At 43.8% G+C, this 25517-nt stretch carries 22 protein-coding genes; 14 read left to right on the top strand and 8 right to left on the bottom strand.

Annotated features, from left to right (window positions below; translation table 11 throughout):
* Positions 1-24: 24 nt before the first annotated feature.
* Entirely contained in the window at positions 25-786 is a 762-nt protein-coding gene (locus AACT52_RS00260; RefSeq protein ID WP_073626132.1) for a glucose 1-dehydrogenase, read from the bottom strand.
* 515 nt (positions 787-1301) lie between these two features.
* Here AACT52_RS00260 and AACT52_RS00255 point away from each other — a divergent pair.
* Positions 1302-2126, top strand: a complete 825-nt coding sequence (locus AACT52_RS00255; RefSeq protein ID WP_073626383.1) for an MBL fold metallo-hydrolase — start codon at positions 1302-1304, stop codon at positions 2124-2126.
* 167 nt (positions 2127-2293) lie between these two features.
* Complete coding sequence (locus AACT52_RS00250) at positions 2294-3058, top strand: class I SAM-dependent methyltransferase (RefSeq protein WP_073626130.1); 765 nt, start codon at positions 2294-2296, stop codon at positions 3056-3058.
* A 107-nt stretch (positions 3059-3165) separates the two neighbouring features.
* On the opposite strand, the gene AACT52_RS00245 is transcribed toward AACT52_RS00250, so the two are convergent.
* Together AACT52_RS00245 and AACT52_RS00240 are read right to left on the bottom strand one after the other, a co-directional pair.
* Positions 3166-3453 carry a hypothetical protein gene (locus AACT52_RS00245; RefSeq protein ID WP_073626128.1) on the bottom strand — a complete coding sequence of 96 codons (288 nt, stop codon included), beginning with the start codon at positions 3451-3453 and terminating at the stop codon, positions 3166-3168.
* A gap of 27 nt (positions 3454-3480) precedes the next feature.
* Positions 3481-3939: a VOC family protein gene (locus tag AACT52_RS00240; protein WP_073626126.1), complete on the bottom strand. Its 459-nt coding sequence runs from the start codon at positions 3937-3939 to the stop codon at positions 3481-3483.
* Between the two features lie 683 nt (positions 3940-4622).
* On the opposite strand from AACT52_RS00240, the gene AACT52_RS00230 reads away from it, so the two are divergent.
* The 4 genes from AACT52_RS00230 to AACT52_RS00215 all read left to right on the top strand — a co-directional run bounded on the left by AACT52_RS00230 (position 4623) and on the right by AACT52_RS00215 (position 9996).
* Positions 4623-6206, top strand: coding sequence for a hypothetical protein (locus AACT52_RS00230; RefSeq protein WP_073626124.1), 1584 nt, complete (start codon positions 4623-4625; stop codon positions 6204-6206).
* A gap of 235 nt (positions 6207-6441) precedes the next feature.
* Positions 6442-7056, top strand: a complete 615-nt coding sequence (locus tag AACT52_RS00225; protein ID WP_073626122.1) for a hypothetical protein — start codon at positions 6442-6444, stop codon at positions 7054-7056.
* A gap of 295 nt (positions 7057-7351) precedes the next feature.
* Positions 7352-9499 carry a phage tail protein gene (locus AACT52_RS00220; protein ID WP_073626120.1) on the top strand — a complete coding sequence of 716 codons (2148 nt, stop codon included), beginning with the start codon at positions 7352-7354 and terminating at the stop codon, positions 9497-9499.
* A gap of 8 nt (positions 9500-9507) precedes the next feature.
* A complete protein-coding gene (locus tag AACT52_RS00215) occupies positions 9508-9996 on the top strand; it encodes a DUF4385 domain-containing protein (RefSeq protein ID WP_073626118.1) in 489 nt (162 codons plus the stop codon).
* Between the two features lie 107 nt (positions 9997-10103).
* Here the strand turns inward: AACT52_RS00215 and AACT52_RS00210 are convergent, their stop codons facing one another.
* Positions 10104-10535 carry a hypothetical protein gene (locus tag AACT52_RS00210; RefSeq protein ID WP_073626117.1) on the bottom strand — a complete coding sequence of 144 codons (432 nt, stop codon included), beginning with the start codon at positions 10533-10535 and terminating at the stop codon, positions 10104-10106.
* A 246-nt stretch (positions 10536-10781) separates the two neighbouring features.
* Between AACT52_RS00210 and AACT52_RS00205 the strand changes: the two genes are divergently transcribed.
* From AACT52_RS00205 to AACT52_RS00190, 4 genes are all read left to right on the top strand, one after another.
* On the top strand, positions 10782-12941 hold the full coding sequence (locus AACT52_RS00205) for a Tex family protein (protein ID WP_073626115.1): 2160 nt from the start codon (positions 10782-10784) through the stop codon (positions 12939-12941).
* A gap of 247 nt (positions 12942-13188) precedes the next feature.
* Positions 13189-13530 carry a 2Fe-2S iron-sulfur cluster-binding protein gene (locus tag AACT52_RS00200; protein ID WP_073626113.1) on the top strand — a complete coding sequence of 114 codons (342 nt, stop codon included), beginning with the start codon at positions 13189-13191 and terminating at the stop codon, positions 13528-13530.
* 273 nt (positions 13531-13803) lie between these two features.
* The gene (locus AACT52_RS00195; protein ID WP_073626111.1) at positions 13804-14205 is read left to right on the top strand and encodes a phage holin family protein; all 402 of its coding nucleotides are present in this window, start codon (positions 13804-13806) and stop codon (positions 14203-14205) included.
* Between the two features lie 142 nt (positions 14206-14347).
* Entirely contained in the window at positions 14348-14539 is a 192-nt protein-coding gene (locus AACT52_RS00190) for a YqaE/Pmp3 family membrane protein (RefSeq protein ID WP_073626109.1), read from the top strand.
* Positions 14540-14688: 149 nt separating this feature from the next.
* On the opposite strand, the gene AACT52_RS00185 is transcribed toward AACT52_RS00190, so the two are convergent.
* Positions 14689-15468: a histidine kinase gene (locus tag AACT52_RS00185; protein ID WP_073626107.1), complete on the bottom strand. Its 780-nt coding sequence runs from the start codon at positions 15466-15468 to the stop codon at positions 14689-14691.
* Between the two features lie 117 nt (positions 15469-15585).
* Complete coding sequence (locus tag AACT52_RS00180) at positions 15586-17094, bottom strand: serine aminopeptidase domain-containing protein (protein ID WP_073626105.1); 1509 nt, start codon at positions 17092-17094, stop codon at positions 15586-15588.
* A 366-nt stretch (positions 17095-17460) separates the two neighbouring features.
* Between AACT52_RS00180 and petJ the strand changes: the two genes are divergently transcribed.
* The 3 genes from petJ (at position 17461) to AACT52_RS00165 (ending at position 20496) form a co-directional block, all read left to right on the top strand.
* Entirely contained in the window at positions 17461-17808 is a 348-nt protein-coding gene (petJ, locus tag AACT52_RS00175) for a cytochrome c6 PetJ (protein ID WP_073626103.1), read from the top strand.
* Between the two features lie 42 nt (positions 17809-17850).
* A complete protein-coding gene (locus tag AACT52_RS00170; RefSeq protein ID WP_073626101.1) occupies positions 17851-19332 on the top strand; it encodes a cytochrome P450 in 1482 nt (493 codons plus the stop codon).
* Between the two features lie 144 nt (positions 19333-19476).
* Positions 19477-20496, top strand: coding sequence for an aldo/keto reductase (locus AACT52_RS00165; RefSeq protein ID WP_073626099.1), 1020 nt, complete (start codon positions 19477-19479; stop codon positions 20494-20496).
* A 205-nt stretch (positions 20497-20701) separates the two neighbouring features.
* Here the strand turns inward: AACT52_RS00165 and AACT52_RS00160 are convergent, their stop codons facing one another.
* On the bottom strand, positions 20702-21235 hold the full coding sequence (locus AACT52_RS00160) for a vitamin K epoxide reductase family protein (RefSeq protein WP_073626097.1): 534 nt from the start codon (positions 21233-21235) through the stop codon (positions 20702-20704).
* Between the two features lie 285 nt (positions 21236-21520).
* Entirely contained in the window at positions 21521-23731 is a 2211-nt protein-coding gene (locus AACT52_RS00155) for a GumC family protein (protein WP_073626096.1), read from the bottom strand.
* Between the two features lie 423 nt (positions 23732-24154).
* Here AACT52_RS00155 and AACT52_RS00150 point away from each other — a divergent pair, with 423 nt between their 5' ends.
* A complete protein-coding gene (locus tag AACT52_RS00150; protein ID WP_073626092.1) occupies positions 24155-25462 on the top strand; it encodes a glycosyltransferase family 4 protein in 1308 nt (435 codons plus the stop codon).
* Positions 25463-25517: the final 55 nt, after the last annotated feature.

Raw genomic sequence — 25517 nt, 5'->3', positions numbered from 1 at the left:
TTTTTTGGAATGAATGCAAGAAGTCTATTCTTCGTATATCATTTTTTTAGTCATGCCACCGTCAATTACAAAATTCTGCCCAGTAATAAATTCTGCGGCATGAGAAATTAAATACTCAATCATAAAAGCGACATCCTCGGGTTTCCCAACTCGACCTACTGGATGCTGAAGATGGTCAATTTCTGTTAATTCTGCCTCCTTTCTTAAGGAAGACTTACGCCATTTACTAACATCAATCCATCCCGGACTAATACAATTGACTCGAATGTCTGGTCCAAGACTAATAGCTAAAGCATGGGTAAGAGCAACAATCCCTCCTTTTGAAGCGGCGTAGGCTTCTGTATTTTTCTCTGATTGAAACGCACGAGTTGAGGCAATGTTAATAATCGTTCCCTTCGATTGACGTAAGTAGGGAATGGCATACTTAGACAACAAAAAACAGCCTGTTAAATTAATTTGTATAACTTTTTGCCAATCTTCTAATGATAAATCTTCAACAGGAGCATTGTTTGGGTTAGAAATACCAGCATTGTTAATCAATCCATCAATGCGTTGAAATTTCTCAATCGTGGTTTCAATACACTGCTGTGCAGAGTTTTGGATGGAAACATTTGTTTCAATAAATAACAAAGATTCTTCAAACCGATGAAATTCTTGCAGGCATTCTTTTCCTGCTTCACTATCAATATCTGCTATCACAACTCGACTACCACAAGAAAGTAAATGCTGGCTAATACATTTGCCAATACCTTGTGCGCCACCCGTGACTATTATAGTTTTGTCCATAAATATATAGCGCTTCTCGTTTGAATGAAGTAATTATTTATCTCTGTCCATCTGTGGTTCTCCTAACTTGATGTATTGCACTCAACCCCCGAACCGCTATAATTTTGGTTCTTTCAACGTCCGATGTCGATTCCTGTTTTTTGCTGAGGATTGCACCCAACCATAACAGTGTTAACCTCGTTACCCAAGCAAAACTTGACAACTTACCGCGCTACCTTGTTAAGAAACTTCCAACTAAAAAAATCTCCAATTTGTAGTGATGCACCGAAATAATGGTGGGTTACGGCGCACTTTAGTTACCATGTAAAACTTCAGCTGTCATGCGCCTAACCCACCCTACATAATGGATAATTTATTTTTTGGTACTCCCTAAGCGCATCTCTGTTTTGTCTGTCTCCCGATCTTAAGTCATCAACTTGTAGCTGAGATAACATTCCACGAGTTTGTAACTTATGGAGGACTAACAAGCCTACAAGGACTTATTAAAATCAGTCTAATGCTAAATGGAACCATTTATGCGTATTCATCATCTCAATTGCGGCTGTATGTGTCCGATTGGTGGACCGCTCTTCGATGGCTTTAGTCGCGGTCCAACAGCTCGCCTTGTCTGCCACTGCTTGCTCATTGAGACGAATCAGGGACTCGTTCTCATCGATACCGGCTTTGGTCAGCGCGATATCAAGGCACCCGACTCGCGCCTCAGCCCGTTCTTCATTTATTTGAATGGCATCCAGTTTGAACAAAAATACACGGCGATCGCTCAGATCGAACAGCTCGGCTTTTCTGCGCGTGACGTGCGCCATATCGTGCTGACGCACCTCGATTTCGATCATGCCGGTGGTTTAGAGGATTTTCCCGAGGCGACTGTACACGTAATGCTGTCTGAGATTGAGGCTGCGAAGGATCGGCAGGGCTTTATCGGATCGCGGCGCTATCGTCCAGGACAGTGGGACGAGGTCAAAAACTGGAAGTACTATTCGGCTGGAGGCGAACCTTGGTTCGGCTTTGAGGCTGTACGCGATCTCGAAGGACTACCACCAGAGATTCTCCTCATCCCGCTCGCAGGTCACACGCGGGGTCATGCCGGCATCGCCATCGAAACGCCGGAGGGTTGGCTCTTACATGCAGGCGACGCCTACTTTTACCGACACGAGATGGGGTCTACCAAACCGCGCTGCACACCCGGTCTGCGTGCCTACCAATGGATGATGGAAGTGGATCGCAAGGCTCGACTGTACAATCAAGAGCGGCTACGCGGGTTATCGCTTGACCGCAGTAAGGGCGTACGCCTCTTCTGTAGTCATGATGCGATCGAGTTCAAAGCGTTCACCGACCAGTAAGCGCGGGATGTGGTCAAAACCTGTTGATGAAGGAATGGACAAGGTAGACTTGGGGGTTTGGGAGGATTAAGTCTTATTTGTGTCGCTCTGTATACGCTGGGTTAAACCGACCCCGGCGTCTACATCTGTGGTTTCATGTAAGAGAAATAATTCTTGCAAAAGCTTTCATGAAACCTAAACCAAAATATCATTTTTTCCCTTTCACCGTAATTATCCTACTGATACTATGCTGCTACTTGCTGGTTGACCCAATGAGTACGGCGATCGCCTCTTCCCCATCTGCTACTGTTTACCAACAGCGGCTGATCCACAGCCCAGATGGTATTGGTAAATTTTACATGGGTCGAGAGATAGCCAAAGTCATGGGGCATACAGGAGCTCTTTGGCTGGAACGACCAAGCCGAGAGGCTGAAGAACAGCCAAGTAAGGTGGTGAACGCCCTTAACCTCAAACCTAACGATGTTGTGGCAGATATTGGTGCTGGGACAGGCTACATGAGCTTTCGCATTGCTCCCCTCCTCACAAAAGGAAAAGTGTTGGCTGTGGATATTCAGCCAGAAATGTTGGATATTATTGAGTTTTTGAAAAAAGAAAACAATATCACCAACGTTGAGCCTATTTTGGCAACCTTGACAAACCCCAATCTACCACCCGAAAGCGTTAACCTAGCTTTGATGGTGGATGCTTATCACGAATTTGAGAACCCACGAGAGGTGATGCAAGGGATTTTTCGGGCACTCAAACCAGGTGGTAAAGTAGCGCTGGTTGAGTACCGGGGTGAAAATCCCTTTATTATGATTAAACGATTGCACAAGATGAGTCAAAGACAAGCACAAAAAGAAATGCAAGCGGTTGGTTTAGTTTGGCGTGAAACCAAAAACTTGTTACCACAGCAGCATTTGATGGTTTTTGAGAAACCTCAGGCACAATAGCATAAAATTCACCTATTGCAACCGCAGCTTATACCTCATACGGATATTACAGACTATTATCTGCGTTTAATGCTTTGTGCATCTGCAGTTAAAATCCGTTTTCATAGTTAAGAATTAGGTGGAATAAGGCTAGCAGTTTTGGTGTCACTATCCCAAACTATCCAGCCGAATTGATTATCTAAATCAGTCGCATTATTTGTGACTTTAAAATTAATCTTTTCACCGTTTCTAGTTTCAACAGCGAAGTCGGCATTTTGAGCATATATCACCTTAAAACCTCTGTCTCGCAGGCAATACATCGCCCAAGCTTTTAATGATTGCTTGTATGGTTCGTGTGGAATTGGTGGCTTTTTAATCGCCTCTTCGATCACTTGAAATGTTTTTAGATCAGCCATTGGTTATCTTACCCTCCTTCCCCTACCTTATGGATCACAACGAATTTCAATCATAAAGCCATCGGGGTCGTAGAAGTACACACCTCTACCAGTGGGACGGGTGACTGGTCCGTGGGCGATCGCTATTTGATTTTCTCTTATAACTTCGACGGCTTGCTCAAACAACTCAGGAGCAATGTCAAACGCCAAGTGATATGCTCTGGTAAAAGTACGTTCTGGGTTTGGGTCTGGCGGTGGTAAGTCTGGTTCCCAAAATAAATCGAGAATTGTGCCATCTGGGGTGACAAAGTTAGCAACTTTCCCCTGTGCTACTAAGTCCACAAGGGTTGCGGGAACTTCATCACCAGTAAGTTCGTGCAAACCTAGAATAGTACTGTAGAAGTGCCGAGAGGCTTGCATATCGTGGACGTTGAGGGCTATGTGATGCACTCGTCGCAGGTCGCCCAGACTCAGGGCACTTTTTAGGGATTGGGTACTTGGTAGCATGGCGGAACTCAATTGACTGACTGAGGTAGAAGCTACACTTAATGATATAAAAAGCTGGCTCTATTAACTAGCTACTATACCTATGTGGTTACTCAAGTTTATCAATATTCTGCTTGTCATTGAAATTGCGGACTCTAGCCTTCTGTATGACCAGCAAGTGAAATTACCCCTGTACTCTAGAGGGGTAATTTATAATTATTAGATATTCAATGTAAGAGAAAATCAACAAGAAGCTAATAGCACGCTTTCTCAAGAGTTCTATGCAAATTTATTTATATATTAAAGCTAATTATTTATAAAATTTAAACAATAGCTTTTTTGCCTATCTACTACTTATTTTACTTATTTTTTAACCTTTTTCCTTATGTTTTATACTAAGAGAAAGGGATAAAAGCAATACTTTATTTTAATTTATACCAACAGTAAAGTACCAAGTAGAACTGCAAAAATACAATCAAAAAAACTTATTATTACGTTAAGTTAGGTATATGAAAAAATCAAATAGGCAGGGGAAATACGCATAATTATCTACGCCTTTGAATTATAACTTGAGACAGACTCTGCCATTTAATATGTATATCCTTAGAGCGGTTAACTTATTATTTTTAATCGTTAAATTGGCGAGTGAAAACAATTTATATCAAATAAGCGTCAAACCTTTTTGATTTAAGGAGACGATTGGCATGGTTGAGAGCAGGCAGGGTTCAGATAGGCAGAGTGTAAACGCTAACAGCATAACCACAGATCAAACTTATGGTGGTTCAGCAGGCACAAGCACAGATGCAGGGGTGTCGAGAATCGAAGACGCCAACCGCATTATAATCGGTCAACCGGGTGCAGGTTCAGCAGGCACAACCACAGGTACAGGGGTGTCTGGAAGCAGTATAAGCACAGGTCAACCTTATGCAGGTTCAGCAAGCACAACCACAGGTACAGGGGTGTCTGGAAGCAGTATAAGCACAGGTCAACCTTATGCAGGTTCAGCAAGCACAACCACAGGTACAGGGGTGTCTGGAAGCAGTATAAGCACAGGTCAACCTTATGCAGGTTCAGCAAGCACAACCGCAGGTGCAGGGGTGCCTGGAAGCAGTATAAGCACAGGTCAACCTTATGCTGGTTCAGCAGGCGCAAACGTGGGTGCTGGGGCATCTGCAGGTGCAAATGCTTCTTCTGGGGGTCAAGCTGGTGCTCAAGCAGCAAACGGAGGCATCAATCCTCTAGTCACTAGAGCGCTAATAGGCGGACTCATTGGTGGTACTTTGGGATCATTAGCTGCTGCGTTTGCTGGTCAAAGAATAGCTAAGGGCTTTAACGTTGCTGCAAAAGGTATAGGAGAAGCTGCAAAGACAATAGGTGGCGGTCTTAGCCAAACAGGGAAAGGTTTAGGCGAAGCGGCAAAGAGTATCGCTGAGGGTGCTACCCAAGCTGTTGTAGGTGGTACAGTGGACACGGCAAAGGGTGTCGCTGATGTAACTAAGCAAGCCGCACAAGGTGCATTGGACGTAGCACAGAATACAGCGCAGGGTGTTGCTGATGTAACTAAGCAAGCCGTAGCAGGTACAGTAGACGCAGTACAGAGTACAGCCCAGGGTGTGGCTGATGTAGCGCAGCAAGCCGTAGCAGGTACAGCAGACGCAGTACAGTATACAGCGCAGGGTGTTAGCCAAGCTGTACAAGGTGTCGCACAAGGTACAGCGGACGCAGTACAGTATACAGCGCAGGGTGTTAGCCAAGCTGTACAAGGTGCAGCACAAGGTACAGCGGACGCAGTACAGTATACAGCGCAGGGTGTTAGCCAAGCTGTACAAGGTGCAGCACAAGGTACAGCGGACGCAGTACAGTATACAGCGCAGGGTGTTAGCCAAGCTGTACAAGGTGCAGCGGACACAGCAAAAGACACAGCAAACCGTGCCGCTGAGGGAACTAAGCAAGCCGCACAAGGTACAGCGGACGCAGTACAGAATACAGCCCAGGATTTTAACCAATCTGTACAAAGTGCAGCACAGAATGCTCAGCCATCTGAAAATCAGGGCTATCAATATCAAGGCTGGATAGGTGCAAGCAACCAGCAGAGCAACAATAATGAAGTCGAGATGGATCGTACGCCGACGATCTACATTTCAGCACCAGATCCGATAGAGGGGCTTGACGACAATCCAGTCACGCCTGTAGTTGATCCAATATCTATTGACGCTGGGTCAGTAGATGCTGATGAAAAAGACCCGCTTGAGGAAGAAATTGCTCGGTTTACCGATTACAACAGATAGGAATCTGACATTGCAAAGGTCATCAATAAAACCTAGACACTGTAAAGACGGTAGCCTCTTTTAAATAAAGGTAGTCCTATAGGACTACCTGCAAACATAACAAGCTCGCAAGTTATACGATATAGTTTTTTGGCTTAGACCCAGCCAAATTAAGGAAAAAGGTCTAAGTGTCGCAGCCAAGTGTCGTGTAACCAGATGCGAATGAACCAGTTTTGGCACAAAGGAAACGATTATTATGCATGCGAACCAGCAGCTTTTGGATCAACCTCAAGGAAATATTGATTTAGCTACAGATCAACCTGATGCTTATCAAGTAGGTCAACAGACAAGTAATGGGTTATCTAAAGTAGCGATTGGAGCGCTCATTGGTGCTACGTTAGGCGCAATAGCTGGGGCTTTAGCTATTGAAGGTACAGCCCAAAAGGTTAACCAAACTGTAAAAAATGTAGGGGACAAGGTAAAGAATACAGCCCAAAATTTTAACCAAAATGTACAAAGTGTAGGGGACGCAATAAATACAATAGCTGTGGGTGTTAACGACACCACAAAAGATGTAGGGCAAACCGTCAGAGGTTCAGCTTTGGGCGTTAACGAGACTGTAAACAATACAGTGACTGCTGTTAAGACTACAGCGGTGGGCGTTACCGACACGGTAAACAATACAATGGACATCGTCAAGGGTGCAGCACAAGGTGTTAGCAACTCTGTTACAAATACAATGGACGTAGCCAAGAGTGTAATTCAGCATGACACCCCATCTGGTACTCAGAGCGTTAACGTACCTAACGTACCTAACGTACCTAATGACCAGACGTCTTACATGTTAGTCCCAGTAGAAAACCAGAAGTGAGTTCTTGAGCGAACTATCCCCATCTACTGAATTTTAATTCTTGTAAAGGGTGCAGCAAAACAGAAATGTCTGGCAGTTTAGGGCGATTATTAGCGTAGGGTGGGCAATTTCCACCCTACCGATTTATTTTATCTATCTTTTGGCAGTTATTAATTGCTCATTGGCAGCAATGTAGGAGGATATACCTCTTTAGGTTGGTTGTAGTCTTACTGATGATTGATAAATTAATCATAAATAACTAGCTGCTTCAGTTAGGCGTTATGCTGTCTTGGTATAAAGGAGACGATTAATTACGATGGGTAATTACAAGCAGCCTATTGATAAGCATGACCAAAAGGCTGAGCGCATTAGGGAGCTACCTAGAGCGGATCGAGGAGGTACAGGCATAGGTGGTGGGTTAGTTGGAGCAGCGATTGGTGGTTTACTCGGTCGCAAACTTGGAGGAATTTCTGGTACTGTAGTGGGCGCAGTAGCTGGCGCTTTGGTTGGTAAGGGTACAGCTCAGCGTGTTAACCGTACTGTAGAAAGTGTAGTGGACGCCGCTAGGAGTGTAGCTGAAGGTGTTAACCACTCTGTAGTAGGTGTAGGAAATGCATTAAAAGATACAATTGACGAAACCAGACCCTCTGTAGTCAGTGTAGTGGATGCAGTTAAAAATACAGTTGATGAGGTCAAGCCCTCTGTCGTCAGTGCAGCCAAAAGTGTAGCTGAAGGTCTTAACTACAGTGTGAACAGTGTAACCAATCTTGGAGATGCATTAAAAGATACAATTGACCAGGTCAAGCCTTCTGTCATCGGTGTAGTAGACGCTGCAAAAGGTACAGTTGAGGAGGTTAAGCCATCTGTTGTCGGTGTAGTAGATATATTGAAAGATACGGTTGAGCAGGTCAAGCCATCTGTTGTCGGTGCAGCAAAGACTGTAGCTGAGGTTGTAAATAACTCTGTCAACGGTGTCGGCGATACATTAAAAGATACAAATCAACAGAACAATCCCTCCGTTATAGGTGAAGAGGACGCGACAAAAGCCACACTTGAGGCTGTAAACCACACTATCAATGATGTAGGAAATGCATTAAAAGATACAATTGAACAGGTCAAGCCTTCTGTAATTGGTGTAGTGGACGCCGCCAAAGGTACAGTTGAGGAGGTTAAGCCATCTGTTGTCGGTGTAGTAGATGTTTTGAAAGAGACGGTTGACCAGGTCAAGCCATCTGTTGTCGGTGCAGCAAAGACTGTAGCTGAGGCTGTAAACAATGTCAACGGTGTAGCTGATACATTAAAAGATACAAAGCAACAGAACAATCCTTCCGTTATAGGTGAAGAGGGCGGGACAAAAGCCACACCTGAGGCTGTAAACGACACTATAAAAGATACAATAAACCAGGTCAAGCAATCTGTAATTGGTGTGGAGGAAACCGGCAAAGATACAGATGAGGAAGTTAAGCTGTCTGGTAATCACAACAACAAGATAGACGAACCGCTGGTTACGGATCATCTGCCGAGGTCAAGCAACGAGCATCCTCTTAGTGATGATTTTATATCGTCTCATTGCCCACAATACGAAGACCCCACGCCGCCTGCGGTACTCCTTCCCGCACCACCTCCTCCCACTCCTTTGCTAGTAACACACACAAGAGAAGATTTTTTGAGCGAGGAGTTGGAGGTGGAGTTTCATGAAAATAGTAAGTTATCAGATGAAACTGATACTGAACCTGATATTAGTGAACAGGTTGAGCAAAATTTAAATGATTTACAACAGCCTCATAGTTTTCAAGAAATAGACATAAAAGAGCTTAAGAGTTTTCAAGAAACAGACATAAAAGAGGTTGAGTATAAAGATATTCAACAGGAAAAAGAATTTCAGCACAGTCAACAAGAAACAACTCAACAGGTTAGCCAACCAACTATTCAACCACAGACTGAAAAAATTCAAAAAGCTACTGGAATTATTGTAGGCTCAGTTATTTTAACTTTGATTGGTGTAACATTTGGATTGAGTCAAAAAGAAAACTCGTTAGTCATAAAAAAATCATCAGCATTTTCTCAGATACCTTCAACACCGGAAAGAACTCCAGAAAAAACTCCAGAAAGAAATGCGGAAACAATGACTAATGGTTGGATTTTTATAGGTAATATTAATAAAGCCTCAGATTCAGAATTGGCTGGAAAACCTCTCATCAAAAATTCCCAGTCTACTGATTCACCAGTTGTTCCATCTGTAGGAGCAATAGTCACTGTAAATGTTGAACCAGGGGTAACATTGAGGGACAATAGACCAGAAGCACCTAACTTTAGTTCTCAAGAACAAAAAGCTTTAGCTGTTCTTAAGCCTCAAGAGAAAGTGAAGATTCTTAAAGTAGAGTTGATCAAACCTCCCACTACCACTCAGTCATCAACAAAAGTTTGGGCAAAAGTCTATAGATGTGGTAGTGCTTGCTTGTAATGTCATGTATGTTTGATTATTCTTTAGATTTTCACAGTATTGATTTTCGACAGCATCCTGAACTGTATCGCGTAGGTAAGGGCGAACAGGGAGTGCTTTTGGTAGAACCGTACAAATCAGAAATTCTTCAATACTGGCGGTTTAAAACTCCGGAGATTGCGAGAGAGTCTAGCGAAAAAATCTACCAAATATTTTTGACGTATTTGGAAGAGGATGATTTTGTTGGTGCGGATATGGCGCGGAAGTTTTTACAGATGGGGTACACGCGCTCGCGCCGCTATGCTAATCATAAAAGTGGTAGAAAGTACAAAACTAATCCTCAAAAAGAATCTTCTCAAGAAGCCCAGATTCAAGCGAGAAAAGATATTTTACCCAATGAAGTAGATCCAGTGAAAGCGCAATCAGCAGCAATTTTTAAACAGAAGTGGATACAAGCAAAGACACATGAGAAATATCTGCACCTTTTAGCAAAGCATAAACAAATGTACGAGCGTTAACAAACAGGGTAACGAAGCCACTCGTTTTTTACCTTGTCTCCCTCGTCCTAACAAACGCGTGGTAGGTTTGAACACAAGCCCGTACGACCAGGGAGATTTTCTTTGTATCAGGCGTTTCGTGAAATGGTATGAATTTTTAAAGGGGTACCAAGAGGCTTTCCCGCTAATTCACCCTCAATTCTTTTCTCAGTACGTTCTGTCGCTTGATAGCTAATGTACCGAGGTTTAGGTAGATCTTTAACCTCATTAGTCATCGGTTTAGAACTAACTGGGTCTTTTTTTTCGGTATAATCAACTAGCTCGTGGTTGTCTTCCACTTGCTTGAGTTTATACTCATTTTGTTGCAAAAGTCTTTGAGTGATGACCAGGGTAAAGATAAGCAGCATAAGCTGTATCTGCCAAGGTGCTAAGACCAAACTTAGGACTATACAGACTAGTGCAAATACCCCCACAAGATACCCTATTTCATCGCTACTCTTTTTGAAGATGTAGCCACCAATTAAACCTGTGAAAAGTGGAATCAGAAAAAACAAAGCCATGATTTTTCACCTCTGAACTCTAAGCAGAAGCGTTTATATGTGCATATTAGGACTATTGTTGGTAGCAACTGTATTCAGTTTTACACCCTACGTTGTTTTAGCCATAACATGTGCTACCTCTAACAACAGCATATAAAGACAAGATTCCGAAATCCTCTGTTAAACTAGCTTAACACTTTCTAGTTGCGCTGTTTAATCTATCTAACGTATTACCTTAAAAAGTAGCGTTTTCAACTGAGACACCCGATGCTGAACATTCCTCAATTACTGGCTACTGAACTCAACCTTAAACCTTATCAGGTGCAAAACGCGCTAGAACTTTTGGCGGAGGGCGCGACAATTCCCTTTATTGCACGATATCGCAAAGAGCGTACAGGCGAGATGAATGAAGTCCAGTTGCGCGAAATTGAAGATAGGTATAATTACTTAAAGGAGTTAGAAGAAAGGAAATCGGTGATTTTGAATGGCATAGCAGAACAAGGTAAACTCACCGATGAACTCAAACAAAAAATTGAATCGTGTTTACTAAAAACCGAACTTGAGGATTTATATCTCCCCTACCGTCCGAAACGCCGCACCCGCGCCACCACTGCTAGAGAAAAGGGACTCGAACCACTTGCAGAGTTCATCAAGTCGTTAAACGTCAAAAATGGTGCTTCGGCGTCCTTGGATGCAGAAGCGGCGAAGTATATCTCCCAGGAAAAGGGAGTCAAAACAGCAGAAGAAGCGCTTAAAGGAGCTTCTGATATCCTAGCGGAAGAAGTTGCGGAAAAAGCAGAACTGCGTGCATATCTGCGGGATTACTTGCTGGAGGAAGGAGTTTTTGTCTCCCGCATCAAAAATGATCATCCGGAAGGGACAACCAAGTTTGAGATGTACCGCAATTATCAGATGCGGGTGAGAAACATTGCACCTCACAATCTGTTGGCGTTGTGTCGCGGTGAAGCAGAGGAAGTGTTGAGTTTTGAAATTTCCTTCGATGAGGATGTGGTGCTTTCCTACCTGGAGTCTAACGAAATTAAAACGAAAGTCCGCGCCATTCGTGATTTTTATCAAGCGATGCTGAAGGATGCATTTAACCGCTTGATGAAAGTTTCTATCATGACTGAAGTGATTTCACAGAAGAAAACTCAAGCAGATATTGAGTCTATCAAGACGTTTGAAGCGAATTTGCGCGAGTTGCTGCTGTCTGCACCAGCAGGGATGAAACCGACGCTGGCTATAGATCCAGGGTTTAGAACTGGGTGCAAAGTTGCTGTACTCGATCAAACGGGGAAATTTTTGGAATATCAGGCGGTATTTCCCCATCAAGCAGCTGAACAACGCCAAAAAGCTGCACAAACTGTCAAAAATTTAATTGAGAAGTACAAGATTGAGTTAATCGCCATTGGTAACGGTACAGCTTCCCGCGAAACAGATGAGTTTGTCTTACAAGTGCTGCAAACAATCGAACGCAAACCGACTAAAGTCATGGTGAATGAGTCGGGTGCTTCTATATATTCTGCAAGCAAAGTTGCCCTAGAAGAGTTTCCCGATTTAGATGTTACCGTGCGCGGTGCTATTAGTATAGGTCGCCGCTTACAAGATCCACTTGCGGAACTTGTAAAAATTGATCCCAAGTCTATTGGCGTGGGACAATATCAGCACGATGTGGATCAGAAGTTGTTGAAAAAGAAGTTGGATGAAACTGTTGAAAGCTGTGTGAACTACGTTGGCGTAGACTTGAATACCGCTTCCAAGGAACTTCTCACCTTTGTTTCTGGTATTACCTCAAGCGTTGCCAATAACATTGTCGCTTATCGTAACCAGCACGGCGCGTTTAAAAATCGCCGGGAACTGAAGAAAGTCGCGAAATTGGGACCAAAAGCATTTGAACAAGCGGCGGGTTTCTTACGCATTCGCGGTAGTGACAACCCACTGGATAATACTGCAGTACACCCAGAGAGTTATCAGGTGGTGGAGGCGATCGCATCCGATTTGGGCGTACCATTAACTCAAATCACTCAAATTGGCGAAAAGCTGAAAAAAACTAATCTCAACAAATATGTCACCGACACCGTAGGCGAACCAACGCTACGCGACATCCTTAGCGAATTAGAAAAGCCAGGAAGAGATCCACGCGCTGAGTTTAAGTATGCCACTTTTAAAGAGGGAATTAAGGAAATCTCTGACCTGAAAGAAGGGATGGAATTAGAAGGTATCGTTACGAATGTTGCCAACTTTGGCGCTTTCGTTGATATTGGTGTGCATCAAGATGGTTTGGTGCATATCTCTCAACTTGCTGATAGATTTGTTGACGACCCAAAGAAAATCGTCAAGGTGGGACAAGTTGTGAAAGTGCGAGTGCTGGAAGTCAATGAGAAATTGAAGCGGATTAGTTTGTCGATGAAATCAGTTAAGCAGTAGATTCCTTGGTGCCAAAATGTAGAGACGCGCCATGGCGCGTCTCCAGGGGCTTTGTTATAAACTGTTGTAAGCGTAGCTGATGGACTCTCATACAAAAGTCAATTTTTGTAAAAATGAAACCACAGATGGACACAGATGGACACAGATGAATTATCTGTGTGTATCTGTGTCCATCCGTAGTTCTAAATACTCAATACAGGCTTTTGTAAGAAGTCTATTCATTTAAATCTCTTTTCAAACACAGCCAATGGCAGTTTATCAAGTTCGACTCATAAATTCCGAAATTGGATTGGATCGCACCATTGAAGTCCCAGATGACCAGTATATTCTTGATATCGCCCAAGAAGCTGGTATCCGTTTACCATCTGGATGCAAACAAGGGGAATGTTCTGCCTGTGTTGCTAAGATAATCAGTGGGGAAATTGACCAAAGTGAGCAAAAGTTTCTGCGTCCAAATGAAGTAGAGGCTGGCTACACTATTACCTGTGTTGCTTATCCTTTGTCGGATTGCACTTTAGAAACTCATCAAGAACAAGTCTTGTATAAATCATCGCTTTACTTTCAAGCAAATACTGCACTATCAGAATAGTTATACAGGACATTTATAGAGCTAAGTATAAAATAATTATAGGGTGCCGCAGTTTTGGTTAACGCACCCGAAAAATTTAAGATTTTCTTTATAAATTAGCGATCGCTAAACTCTTAACTTTAATTTATAACACCATACTGTTAACTATTTTAAGATACTAGCCAAATGGCATAACAAGAAATCTGCCTTGTTAGAGAGGTTAAGATGCAGTACATCATTTGAAGATAGGGGAAGGAGTTTAAAAACACATTCTCTGGGTTTTAGGAAAAAACAATGATTGGAGCATTTGTCACCGCTATAGCAACAGCTTTAAGCTTGCTAATTGTGGATTTAGTTGTTCCTGGTGTTAACATTGATAATTTCCCAGCAGCTATGATCGCTGCTTTGGCTATTGGTTTTATCAATGGTTCAGTTAAGCCAGTTCTGTCGGTTCTTTCTTTGCCACTTAATTTCCTGAGCTTAGGAGCATTTTCACTCATTGTCAACGGCATCTGTTTCTCTTTAGCAGCATTTTTTGTTCCTGGGTTCCAAGTTCACGGATTAATTGGTTTTATTCTCGGTCCTGTTGTTCTTTCTTTTGCTAGCACTTTCATTAACAAATACTTTGCTGAAAGAAATCTGGCTTTACCTAGCACTCAAGATGCAAAGAACAAAGCAGAACTGCCATCAAGCTAAATATCACCAGTTACCAGTAGAGACTAAAGTATTCTTGTCTCTACTCTACGCCGAAATAAGATAACTCCTGTGGAGGAGTTATTGATTCGGTTAATTAAAGAAAATGAAAGTGAAAACAATTTAAGAAAGTAGCAGCAATCCCATGAAATTACTTCGTTTTCTTCTTGGTTTAGTCGTACCTCCTTTAGGGGTTTTCCTAACAGTCGGTGTTGGTCCTACTCTGTTGATTAACGTTTTACTTACGCTTCTTGGTTGGCTTCCCGGTAGTATTCATGCAATTTGGGTCATTGCTAAGTACGAAGAGAAACTGGACAGAGGGGGAGAAATATACTAACAAGAATGCACTATTGGTAGTCATCTTCCTTGAAATTGCAACAAAAGACGCTAAAAAACTGTAGAGACGCGGCATTCATGTCGCGTCTCTACTTTAGATTATGTAAAAATTAGGGTAGGCATTTGCCTACCCTGTCGCTGGTAGTCTACCTATTTTTTAACAGGTTCTTTATCTTTCAACCTGTCAGCCGCTGCATGGAGTAACTCCCTTAATATTTGTTTGATCTGACGCTCTTTTTTAGCGATCGCCGTACCTGCTTCACCAAGTTTTTCGTCTATCTGTGAACTTTTTTGTTGCACTTGTGTAACGACGGCTTCCGCTTGTGGACGCGCTTGGTTAAACCAGTTTTTAGCTTCGTCTAAATATCCTTGAACTTCCTCAGAACGTCCGCCATAACGTGCTGCTAAATTAGCTTGTACGATGGCTAGCTGTGCTCGCAGTTGAGCATAGCGTTTCTTTAACAATTCTGCTTCCTCACTATTTTTGAGCCCATTGATAGCCGAATCAATAGCGGTTTTTGCACTAGCAGATTTTTCTTGACTTGTGTCTTGAATTTCTGTTAAAATTCCTTCAACTTCTTGCTGAATTTTTTCTTCCTGTTCATCTAATTGGGCTTGTAGCTGCTTAACCTCTGCTTGAGTTTTCGCAATCGCTTCATGTCTTTTACTATTAACTGCTTCCAGCGCTCCCTCAATGGATGCCGTCACTTCTTCTTTCACGTCACTACCTTTTTCTTGTAAGTTTTCAATAACGGTAGAGACAGCATCTTTAACAAGGGTGCGAAGTTCAGTAGAACCTTCTTTAAACTCAGAAACAACCTGAGAAAGTGCAGATTTTACAATTTCTCGAACACGTTCGGCTCTGACTTGTCCGGTTTGTTTTGCTTGTTGCAGGTCGTTTTTTATTTGCTCTTTGATATTATTAGTCATCTTCAATGCTCTTTGAGATTTAACTTATAGAAATTTATTGAGAGTATGTCTCTCCTTTATCGTGACGCAATATTTTATAAGGCGGTACATCCTTTAGGTAGAATAGGTAGAAAACAACTAGCTAGCTAAAGGAAAGGCAGCTGCTAGTATCCAACCAAACAATAACGCGCTACCAATGGCATAAGTCCAAGGTTCTTCAAATAAGCTGGCAGCAAATGAGAAAATCGCCATAATTAAGGGAAACAATGGCAGTAAAAGGTAAATGAAGCCGAGTTCAGGCAACAAGTAAAGCACCAAAATAAAACCCCCTACCAAAATCACACTTTGCCCTAGCCACCACAAAATTCGTCGTCCAACTCCAACGCCTTGTTGTGCGACTCCAGATGCCAAAAACCAAGGAAAACAAGCGAGTGACATCAGGGGAAACAACTGAAAACGCGCTGGAATGAGCCACCACTGCAACCACACCACCTGCGCCATTGCACCAAAGGCAACCCACAATACTACAAATAATGCTACACCTAGTCCGACAGTTCGTAGTGTAGGACGCGGTAAGCGAGACATGACAGCCAGCCAAACGAAACCCGCAACTCCGAACCAAATGCTGACTGCGCCGCCTACCAGCAAACCACCTAAACTGTTAATATCGCCACCACGACTCAACAATGCGAGTACACCGCTTGCAACAAAAGGTGCAGCCAGTAAACCTGTCCAACTTCTCAACTGATGCACATTCAGCTTATCTAGGGTGGAAAAGAACCCCACCCCTAACCCCTCCCCGCTTGCGGGGAGGGGACCAGTCAACGGCGGGGTGGGGTGCAAAACGGGCGCAACTGCACCAAGTAAAGCCAGCCATGCTAGCAAGTGCAGGAAATACCAAATCATCCGATAGTCAACATAGTTACTGCTGCGTTGCACTCCAAACGTGGCATCAAGCCAGTTTTTGGCGGCTTGCTGACTAGGATTGCGAAACAGAATGGTGATGTGTTCAGCGTTGGGAATAACGACAAGCGATCGCCCCCTTCCAGCAGCCAAATCTTTATTTTCTCCTCCCGCCGTCAAGAGCAAGCGCTGTGCATTGGCAACAAACCGACCTTCCCAACTTCCAGCTTGTAATTGGAGATTACGCGGGGCTCTTGGCGTGACATTCGCACCCGTGGGCGAAACGGCAACAGTTGCAGCAAAACGGTTGACATTCTGAATACCCGCCGACATTACCGCACCACTCCCCATAGAATGCCCCAGCAACGCCAAGCGCGACGAATCTACCTCTGGTTGTTCGACAAGGGCTGCATAAGCAACATTTAGGTTTTGCTGGAGTGAACCGCCCTCCAGTGGTTTGGCGTTCGCCCCATGACTGTTAAAATCCCACAGCATCACAGCATAACCTGAGTGTGCCAAAACGTGGGCGTAACCCAACATCAACTGCTTGGAACCCGCATAACCATGAGCCACGAGGACACCCGGTATCTTCTCGGCGTTGCGTGGCGCAACGTACAGCATGGGCACCCCTTCACGCTTAAGGCTACGCACTACTAAGCCAGTCCGCGCTGTAATAACACCCCACCAAGAAAAGGCAATCAGCAACAGTGCGGCGATCGCCAATAATAAACGCTTGCGATTCATCTAAGTCGTAATTTTGCAGACACTGTAGATGATAATCAACAGATAGACGATCCAAATTCTACCTAGCAAAGGAGATTTAGCTATGTATAGCAATCCTAAATGATAAGCCCTAAGCCTACGGCACACTTCGTGAAGCGCGTTAGCTCCTCCGTTAGGAGGCACGGGCACGCGACGCGTATGCCTGCGGCACGCTCAGCGCTTACGTGAAATCCTCTATTCTCTTTTTTCTTGGCGTTCTTGGTGTCTTGGCGGTTGGTTATTTTCATAAATCAAATAGAACTGCTATAGCTTGTAAATATTACTTGTTAACAGATACCTAAAAATAGAAATTTTCAACCCAAAAATACAATTTTATCTAATATTGAAATGCATATAAAATTGAAAAAGCTACTCACAATTATCTTACTGACATTCATTGTCTTAAATCTAAACTTCATTGCCCCAGCATTAGCCGCCGATACAGCTAATGGCGAAAAAATATTTAGCGTTCAATGTGCTGGTTGTCATATTAACGGTAGCAATATTGTTAGGCGAGGCAAGAACTTAAAATTAAAAGCACTCAAAAAATATCAAATGGATTCCATTGAGGCAATTTCCTCGATTGTTGCTAATGGCAAAAGCAACATGTCAGCCTACAAAGACCGCCTGAGCGAACAAGAAATACAAGATGTATCTGCTTATGTTTTAGAGCAAGCTCAAAAAGGCTGGCGTTAGTTAGAATATTTGTCCATAAAACTACGAACTGTTCTACGAACGATGACAACAATTACTGCTCAACCGATATGGACCGTACCTGGACCTCGCCCTTTCCCAATTCTGGGACGCCCTGCTATGATCTGGCGCTTTGCCAGAGACTCGATAGGAGTATCGCGTTCTCTGTTTCAAACCTATGGTCCAGTCGTCTCCCTGACAGCAGGCGGGGGCACTAATTTCTACTCGCCACTTCCCAATTGTCCTGGCACAGTGTTGACCTACGGTCCGGAATATGTTCGTCAAGTGACCAGCCAGCACGAGATTTACTACAAGTATCCCTTGTCCGGGAGGTTGTACAGCAAGCGGGATGATTCAAAGCGCACAGAACCGCTCAAGCACTTTGGCGCGGGGCTATTTGGTGTCAACAGTCTAACTCACCGCCAGCACCGCCAGCTTTTGATGCCTGCCTTTCATAAACAGCGAATCGATTCCTACCGCGACGATATTGTTACTATGACCCAATCGGTCCTGGAGCAATTGCCGATTAATCAGCCAACTGACATTGCTGAGGTGATGCGACTCCTCACCCTGCGCGTAGCCACCAAGACCCTGTTCGGCAGTGATATTGGTGAGGAGGGGGGTAGAACCACCAAGATTTTACAAAAAGCTTTCACTTTAGAGGGTAGTGTTGGGGTTGCTCTGTTCCCCTTTGACTTACCAGGGCTACCCTACCATCACTTACTTAATTTAATGGCGCAACTGGATGACGAAATGCGCGTCCTCATTCAGCGTAAACAAGCGAGTGGCACTGATGATGGGGACGTAGTCTCAATGTTAATCCAAGCACGGGATGCCGAGAGTGGCGTGGCGCTGACTGAGGACGAACTGCTCGGACACGTGGGTGCAATCTTTGCGGCGGGGCATGAAACCAGTGCCAATGCCCTCACGTGGACGTTATTTCTGCTTTCACAACATCCAGAGGTAGCCGCCGACTTGCTTGATGAACTCCAGAGCGTGTTGCAGGGAGAAGCACCAACTGTTGAGCAGTTGCAGCAGTTACCGTTGTTGGAACGAGTCATTAAAGAGAGTATGCGGGTGTTGGCTCCTGTACCCTGGAACGGGCGTGTTACCTCGCAACCTACTGAACTCGGAGGTTACGCCTTGCCAGCCGGAACCGAGGTTTTCGTCAACATTTACCAGACCCATCATATGCCCGAAGTTTATCCAGAGCCAGAGAGATTTAACCCCAAGCGCTGGGAGGGGTTTGAACCTACGATGTTTGAATACAACCCCTTTAGTGCTGGGTCACGCATCTGTATCGGAGCTGGCTTTGCGATGCTGACCATTAAGATTGTAGTGGCAATGCTCCTACAAAAATACCGCCTGCAATACCTTTGGCAGCAAAGAGTTGAACGCTGCGGTTTTATTGTCATGACTCCCAAGCACGGGATGCCGATGATGGTTCACAAGCAAGACCGCCAGTTTGCTCAGGGAGTGGGTGGTGTGCGGGGGAATGTGCGCGAGATGGTGCATTTGCCAGCATGAATCAGCCAGCGCACTCGGCGATAGATTATACTCTCAAACAAGACCTAAAGTTTTTGTCGTTCATTTGTTGTTTAATAGTTGGAGGACGGCATTCCTCCCCTGCCATGTTTGACCCATGAAAGGGAGATTGTGCCGTAATTTGTGATGAACCTACCCGCATCAAGCCGTCTACAATTCACACCTGATTTAAACATTTCTCGCATCTTAAACGGAATGTGGCAAGTCTCTGGCGCGCACGGACGCATTAACCCACAAGCAGCCATTCCAGCCATGTTCAAATATGTGGATGCAGGCTTTACGACTTGGGATTTAGCAGACCATTATGGACCAGCAGAAGATTTTATTGGTGAGTTTCGCCGTCAGTTAATTGCGACTCGTGGCAAAGAGGCTTTATCTAACATTCAAGCCTTTACGAAATGGGTACCGCGTCCTGCTAGGATGACCAGAAAATTGGTTGAGGAAAACATTAATATCTCGCTCAGAAGGATGGGTGTAGAATCATTAGATTTGATGCAATTTCACTGGTGGGAATACAGAGATAAAAATTACCTTGATGCCCTCAAGTATATGGCAGAACTGCAAAGTGAGGGGAAAATTAAGCATTTAGCTTTGACTAACTTTGATACAGAACATTTGCAAATTATCACCGAAGCAGGCATCAAAATAGTTTCCAACCAAGTGCAATTTTCTCTTGTTGACCGCCGTCCTGAAGTTAATATGATTCCGTTTTGTCAACAGCATGATATAAAACTTTTCACATATGGCACAATTTGCGGTGGTTTGTTATCAGAAAAGTACTTGGGTAAACCGGAGCCGCGAGGATTTGACCTGACCACCGCTAGCTTGAAAAAATACAAAAATATGATAGATGGTTGGGGTGGTTGGAGACTCTTTCAAGAATTACTTTCTACCCTTAAACAAATAGCCGATAAATACAGCGTTAGTATCTCTAATGTCGCAGTACGTTATATTTTGGATAAGCCAACTGTCGCAGGTGTGATTGTTGGTGCAAGGCTTGGCGTATCCGAACACGTAGAAGACACTGCCAAAGTGTTTAACTTCACACTGGATGCTGAGGATTTAAATCAAATAAATGCCGTGTCTAGCAAGTCACGAGATTTGTATCAGTTAATCGGCGACTGCGGCGACGAATATCGGCGATGAACCTCCCTGCTCAAACATTCAATAAACAAGAGTGCAAAAGTCAATCTTTTTGAAAATAAAACCACAGATTAACCTTGCCCTCTCGCGAAGCGTAGACGCCCGCAGGGCAGCTTCCCGCAGGGTAGGGACAGATGCACACAGATAAATAGCTAGTGTTAATCTGTGTGCATCTGTGGTTCTAATTAATCATACTTTTGCAAGAAGTCTACTGTGTATTACCTTCTGCTGCGCTGTTCTTGTCGCGGCGTCCCAGCAGGGTGCGAACAGCAGTCATAACTTCCGGCACTGCAAGCACTATGGACGCGAACGAGCAAAGCGTTGCCACCTGGCAGTACTCACAAAACGCTTTGTTCTCGCTCCACTCCTCACGAGCTAGCTCGGCGGAGGTGACCCCATCGATCAGGAGCTTGACGCCCATTGCAATTGGTAACAGCGGATTACGCCGTGCGCGGTCTATACCACCAGCTGAAGCTAGCCAAGCAGTGAGGGCGTAATTAACCACCATAATCGGTCCATCAGGTGAGTTGAATCGGCTGTAAGCGTAGTTAGATGCGTCAACGCGGTCTGCGTCGAAGGGTCCTGGCGGATCTGGTAAGTGATCAACGATCCCGGTTTGGTAGAGTGAGACGAGTTGTCCCATCGAACCGCCAAGCATAGACAAGCCGATAATCCATCGCCGACGGGTCATATCGGGGCTTTTTCCTTGACGCAGTTCCTGACTTAGTTGTGTTGGCTCCATAAAGCGCAATCCTCTGTAACGTTTGCGTTGACGCTCACATCAGCCATGTACCGGGCGTTGCACCGACAACGGATAAAATACGCAGTATGCATCCAATTCGGCGATGACAGCACCTTGCACTTCAGCAGATAGATTGCTTACCATTTTCGGGAATCACTTTGATGCGTACCACTTACGCAGGAGATAGTTCGTTCAGCAGTGTTTATCAAATAGTGAATATTTAGAAAGACTCCACAGACGGATTTATAGAGGCAGGTTTTGAAATGTCTTCTCAAGACTGTGAATTTATTTTTTGTATTTGTAATAGTTGTAATAACTCATACTTTTGTGCCCGTTGATAACTAGACCTAAGACGTTACTTCGGTTTATTTTCAGGCTATCTAGAGCTTCTTTCAGTACCGAGCGGTCTGTTTTGTGCATCCTAGTTACAAGCACAATACCATCAGTGGAAGGTGCCAGCAAGCTAGCATCAGCAAGACCAACCAAGGGAGGCGTATCATAAATTACCAAATCAAATGCTTTTTGGAAATCTGCCATTAATTGCTTCATTTTTTGTGACGATAGCAACTTTGCAGGGTCAGGTGGAATCGGTCCTGTTGTGATGACAGAGAACTTGCTTACAGAAGGTAGTTGTCGGATCACCGTCTCCACTGGCATATTTCCAGAAATGACACTACTCAATCCCCACAAGTTATTTATATTTGTTAGTGTGTGAATCCGGGGGCGGCGCAGATCGGCATCCACCAGTAGTACTCGTTGTCCCATAGTAGAAGCTATCTGTGCTAAATGGAATGCAACTGTTGATTTACCATCTCCAGCCCCAGCAGAACTAATGACTAGAGAGCGAATCGGTTGATCAGAACTGAGTAGTTGAATATTGGTATGAAGTACCCGTAAAGCTTCCAAAAATTTCAGCGATTCATACTGGTTGTAGTCTTGATTAAGTGTATCCGGATGCTCAACAACTTCAGATGACCCAGAACTGTCCTGAGAACGCAAATTTGCCAATTTTGTGCGATTTCTATCTGCGATAGTGCCGTTTTGAATTTTTGGGAGTTGCTTTTCAAATGGAATCGTGGCTAGCAGGGGTAGTTTAAGCTTGTCCTTAAAAGCATCAACCGTATGGTAAGTATTGTCAAGCTTTTCAAGGAGTAAGGCACTACCTATTCCCAAGAGCGTACTAGCAACCAATCCCAACATCAAATTACGTTGAGTGTTGGGAGACACAGGAACTTCTGGCTGAACTGGGGCTTGAACTAACTGCCAAGGAATTTGTGTCTGAGCTGCCTGAATTTGCAAAGTTTCACGCGTAGCAAGAAAACGATTTAGGCTCTCAGTGGCTATCTGTAAGTTGCGCTGTAATTCTGTGTATTGTCGTGCCAAAACTGGCAGTTGCTCCACTTTTTTCTGAAGTTTCTTTTCGGCTAGAGCAAGTGTTTGGCTTTGCGATTCTAAATTCTGAATTTCATTTGCCACTTGAGCAACTTTTATAGACCAAACTCGCTGCGCCTCCTGATGTAGCAAGGGCAATAGCCTTTGCCGCTTTTCTCGCAATACTTCGATGGGTACACTATTTTCTTGGAATCGAGTTAATTCAAAAGCTGTCTGAGCTTCTAGTTGGCGAATGTTAGTGATTAACTGCTGATAGACAGGAGCATCGCTCAGTGCTGTTTTAGCTCCCTCTGCTCCCTGTATGCTAGCGAAATAAGTGCGAGCGATCGCTAATTGCTGATTAATAGCTAGCCGTTGCCCAGATAAACTCTGAACAAGCCCTGCAATTTGCTCTGCTTGACCTTGCGGGTCGATAAAGTCGTAGTTTTGTCGGAACTTTTGCACTTGTTGTTGGATCTGATCAACCCGATTCTGTAGGGATGGCAGTTGTTTTTCTACAAATTGAATTCCTTGACGCAAATTTGTTTGTCTATTTTCTAAGCTGTACTTTAAGTAAGCTTGAGCTAGTGTATCTAGTACGACTTTAATCTTAACTGGATCATTACTTTGGTAGCGAACTTCTATAATTTTTGTTTCGCCTAAACGAGTAATAATCAGAGAGTTTACAAGAGAATAATAGTTAATTTCAGGATAAGAAAGTTGCAACTGCTTAACAATACTTGTCATCAGTTCAGGACTCCTGAGAACCTGAATTTGAGTTTCGTAATCCAAACCGGACTTGTCAAATTTGCGCTCTATACCAGAGGCGAGTTTCGGCACATTACTGTCATCACTATTGACAGGTTCCGCTAAAATCTGGAATTTAGCTAGATATTCTGGTTTTTGTTTCAGCGTTACACCTACAACACCAGCCATGACTGCTGTCATGACCACTGCAATCACTAGCGCTCGTCGCTTGACAACACTTAGGATTTGGAACAAATCCCAATCATCCCCTTGTCCTTCTGAAAAGGGCAAAGGTTGAGTTTGAAGTACTTGAGGTAGATAGCTTCTATTCCCGTTATTCCCATTGAGAGATGAGGTTTTCACGAGAGAAATCTCCATTATGTGTTCTTGCTGGGTAAGAATCTAGGCTGGATTTGTGTAACAGCTTGAAATCAGCAAATTTTGACTAGAACAGGAATAGCAACTGAAGTAAAAGTTTGAAGCTTGTACACCAGTTAATATTTTGTTCCTTGCCTAGATTCAAGGCTAAAGCCATCTTTTTTTGCACAATCCTAACCCTGGCTCTAGTCTTTAAGCTTCGGTAAATGCACGTATCTATACAATGAAAAAGTAAAGTGAAATCAGTAAAATTGACTAAGCTCTTCACAAACATTGTAATATTACCTAAATCAGAGCACTTGTTACAAAATCTTTATACCCAAAAGTTCTAAAAAATTTATTCATGATGTTAATTATTCCGATTTTTTTGGGCAGCCTAATACCAGTGATCGGATCAGCGATTTCGCCAGGAGTATACTACGCGTGGAATACAACCACAGGCTTAAGCAGTTAGTTCAAAGCCACCACGAAGACTTACAAGTTGGAAATTACGAATTTTTTAAAGTTGGGCAGTTCATTAAGTTGTCTGTGATTACACAGTTTTTCCCCCCAGATTACGCTGCTACAGGACAGTTAATTGATGAACTAGTCAGACATTTAGAGCAACAAGGGGTAGACGTTGAGGTATTTACAGGTCAACCAGGCTACGCTTTTGCGACTCCTTGTGCTCCAACTGTTGAACAGTCTGGTGGGGTGCGAATTAAGCGATCGCGCACAAGCCAACTTTGCCGTGATCGGATTCGCGGTAAAGCTATCAATGGTATTCTGTTCACCTTGCGTGCTGCACTCTATCTGGTGAATGCTGCCCGTCATCGTAACGTCGTTTTATTGACCACGGCTCCGCCATTTCTGCCAATTTTGGGTTATCTGGCTCACGTCTTATTCGGGCTGAGTTACGTTTGCATACTCTATGACCTTTATCCAGATATTGCGATCGCTCTTGACGTGATACCAAAACACCACTGGTTGGCTAAATTCTGGAAGGCTCTGAATAAACAGATTTTGCGAAAAGCCAAGGGTATTGTGGTTCTCAGTCCAGCTATGAAGCTACAGGTGGCGGCGAGTTGTCCGGAGGTTGCTGATAAGACTTCTGTGATTCATAGTTGGGCAGATGCTAAATCGATTGTGCCGATTGCCAAAGAAGATAACTGGTTTGCCCATCAGTACAATCTCGTAAATAAATTTACAGTCATGTACTCAGGCAACATGGGTCGCTGCCATGATACACATACAATATTGAATGCTGCCAAGTACTTACAAAAAGAGGCTATTCAGTTTGTCTGTATAGGCGGCGGAACTAAGCGCGAAGAACTGATTGAGCAAGTCAATCAATTAGGGCTTCAAAACTTTCTGTTTCTTCCATATCAAGAAAGATATGTGCTACCTTATTCCCTAACAGCCTGTGATTTATCGCTAGTGAGTGTGGATGCAGGTATGGAAAGTCTAGTTGCTCCCAGCAAACTTTATCCGGCTTTAGCAACTGGACGACCAGTAGCAGTCATTTGTCCAAATCATTCATACTTGAGGCAACTGATTGCAGATGCAAACTGTGGTGACACGTTTGAGAATGCAGACAGTTACGAACTGGCGGAGTTTATTTCGCGGCTGAGTCGCGATCAGCGTTTAGCAGAGCGTATGGGTAACTCTGCTCGTCAATATTTGCAGTCCTATTTCACACCTGAGGTTATATCTAGGCAATATTTTGATGTATTGCGGCGGGCTATATCATAGGGTTGTTAGTCTTGCTACAGCATCGCACTTCATACAGCGATTTTCTGTAAGGTGG

This window comes from Scytonema sp. HK-05, from assembly GCF_963872035.1.
Taxonomy (GTDB): Bacteria; Cyanobacteriota; Cyanobacteriia; order Cyanobacteriales; family Nostocaceae; genus Kalymmatonema.
This window is presented reverse-complemented; position numbering and strand designations above follow the sequence as displayed.

Excerpts from the sequence above, each read along its gene's own strand:
- AACT52_RS00190 (WP_073626109.1), top strand. The coding sequence starts at position 14,348 with ATGAAATTACTTCGTTTTCTTCTTGGTTTAGTCGTACCTCCTTTAGGG.
- AACT52_RS00165 (WP_073626099.1), top strand. The coding sequence starts at position 19,477 with ATGAACCTACCCGCATCAAGCCGTCTACAATTCACACCTGATTTAAAC.
- AACT52_RS00245 (WP_073626128.1), bottom strand. The coding sequence starts at position 3,453 with ATGGCTGATCTAAAAACATTTCAAGTGATCGAAGAGGCGATTAAAAAG.
- AACT52_RS00170 (WP_073626101.1), top strand. The coding sequence starts at position 17,851 with ATGACAACAATTACTGCTCAACCGATATGGACCGTACCTGGACCTCGC.
- AACT52_RS00225 (WP_073626122.1), top strand. The coding sequence starts at position 6,442 with ATGCATGCGAACCAGCAGCTTTTGGATCAACCTCAAGGAAATATTGAT.
- AACT52_RS00250 (WP_073626130.1), top strand. The coding sequence starts at position 2,294 with ATGAAACCTAAACCAAAATATCATTTTTTCCCTTTCACCGTAATTATC.
- petJ (WP_073626103.1), top strand. The coding sequence starts at position 17,461 with ATGCATATAAAATTGAAAAAGCTACTCACAATTATCTTACTGACATTC.
- AACT52_RS00230 (WP_073626124.1), top strand. The coding sequence starts at position 4,623 with ATGGTTGAGAGCAGGCAGGGTTCAGATAGGCAGAGTGTAAACGCTAAC.
- AACT52_RS00200 (WP_073626113.1), top strand. The coding sequence starts at position 13,189 with ATGGCAGTTTATCAAGTTCGACTCATAAATTCCGAAATTGGATTGGAT.
- AACT52_RS00220 (WP_073626120.1), top strand. The coding sequence starts at position 7,352 with ATGGGTAATTACAAGCAGCCTATTGATAAGCATGACCAAAAGGCTGAG.
- AACT52_RS00205 (WP_073626115.1), top strand. The coding sequence starts at position 10,782 with ATGCTGAACATTCCTCAATTACTGGCTACTGAACTCAACCTTAAACCT.
- AACT52_RS00260 (WP_073626132.1), bottom strand. The coding sequence starts at position 786 with ATGGACAAAACTATAATAGTCACGGGTGGCGCACAAGGTATTGGCAAA.
- AACT52_RS00255 (WP_073626383.1), top strand. The coding sequence starts at position 1,302 with ATGCGTATTCATCATCTCAATTGCGGCTGTATGTGTCCGATTGGTGGA.
- AACT52_RS00195 (WP_073626111.1), top strand. The coding sequence starts at position 13,804 with ATGATTGGAGCATTTGTCACCGCTATAGCAACAGCTTTAAGCTTGCTA.
- AACT52_RS00160 (WP_073626097.1), bottom strand. The coding sequence starts at position 21,235 with ATGGAGCCAACACAACTAAGTCAGGAACTGCGTCAAGGAAAAAGCCCC.
- AACT52_RS00210 (WP_073626117.1), bottom strand. The coding sequence starts at position 10,535 with ATGGCTTTGTTTTTTCTGATTCCACTTTTCACAGGTTTAATTGGTGGC.
- AACT52_RS00240 (WP_073626126.1), bottom strand. The coding sequence starts at position 3,939 with ATGCTACCAAGTACCCAATCCCTAAAAAGTGCCCTGAGTCTGGGCGAC.
- AACT52_RS00180 (WP_073626105.1), bottom strand. The coding sequence starts at position 17,094 with ATGAATCGCAAGCGTTTATTATTGGCGATCGCCGCACTGTTGCTGATT.
- AACT52_RS00155 (WP_073626096.1), bottom strand. The coding sequence starts at position 23,731 with ATGGAGATTTCTCTCGTGAAAACCTCATCTCTCAATGGGAATAACGGG.
- AACT52_RS00215 (WP_073626118.1), top strand. The coding sequence starts at position 9,508 with ATGTTTGATTATTCTTTAGATTTTCACAGTATTGATTTTCGACAGCAT.
- AACT52_RS00185 (WP_073626107.1), bottom strand. The coding sequence starts at position 15,468 with ATGACTAATAATATCAAAGAGCAAATAAAAAACGACCTGCAACAAGCA.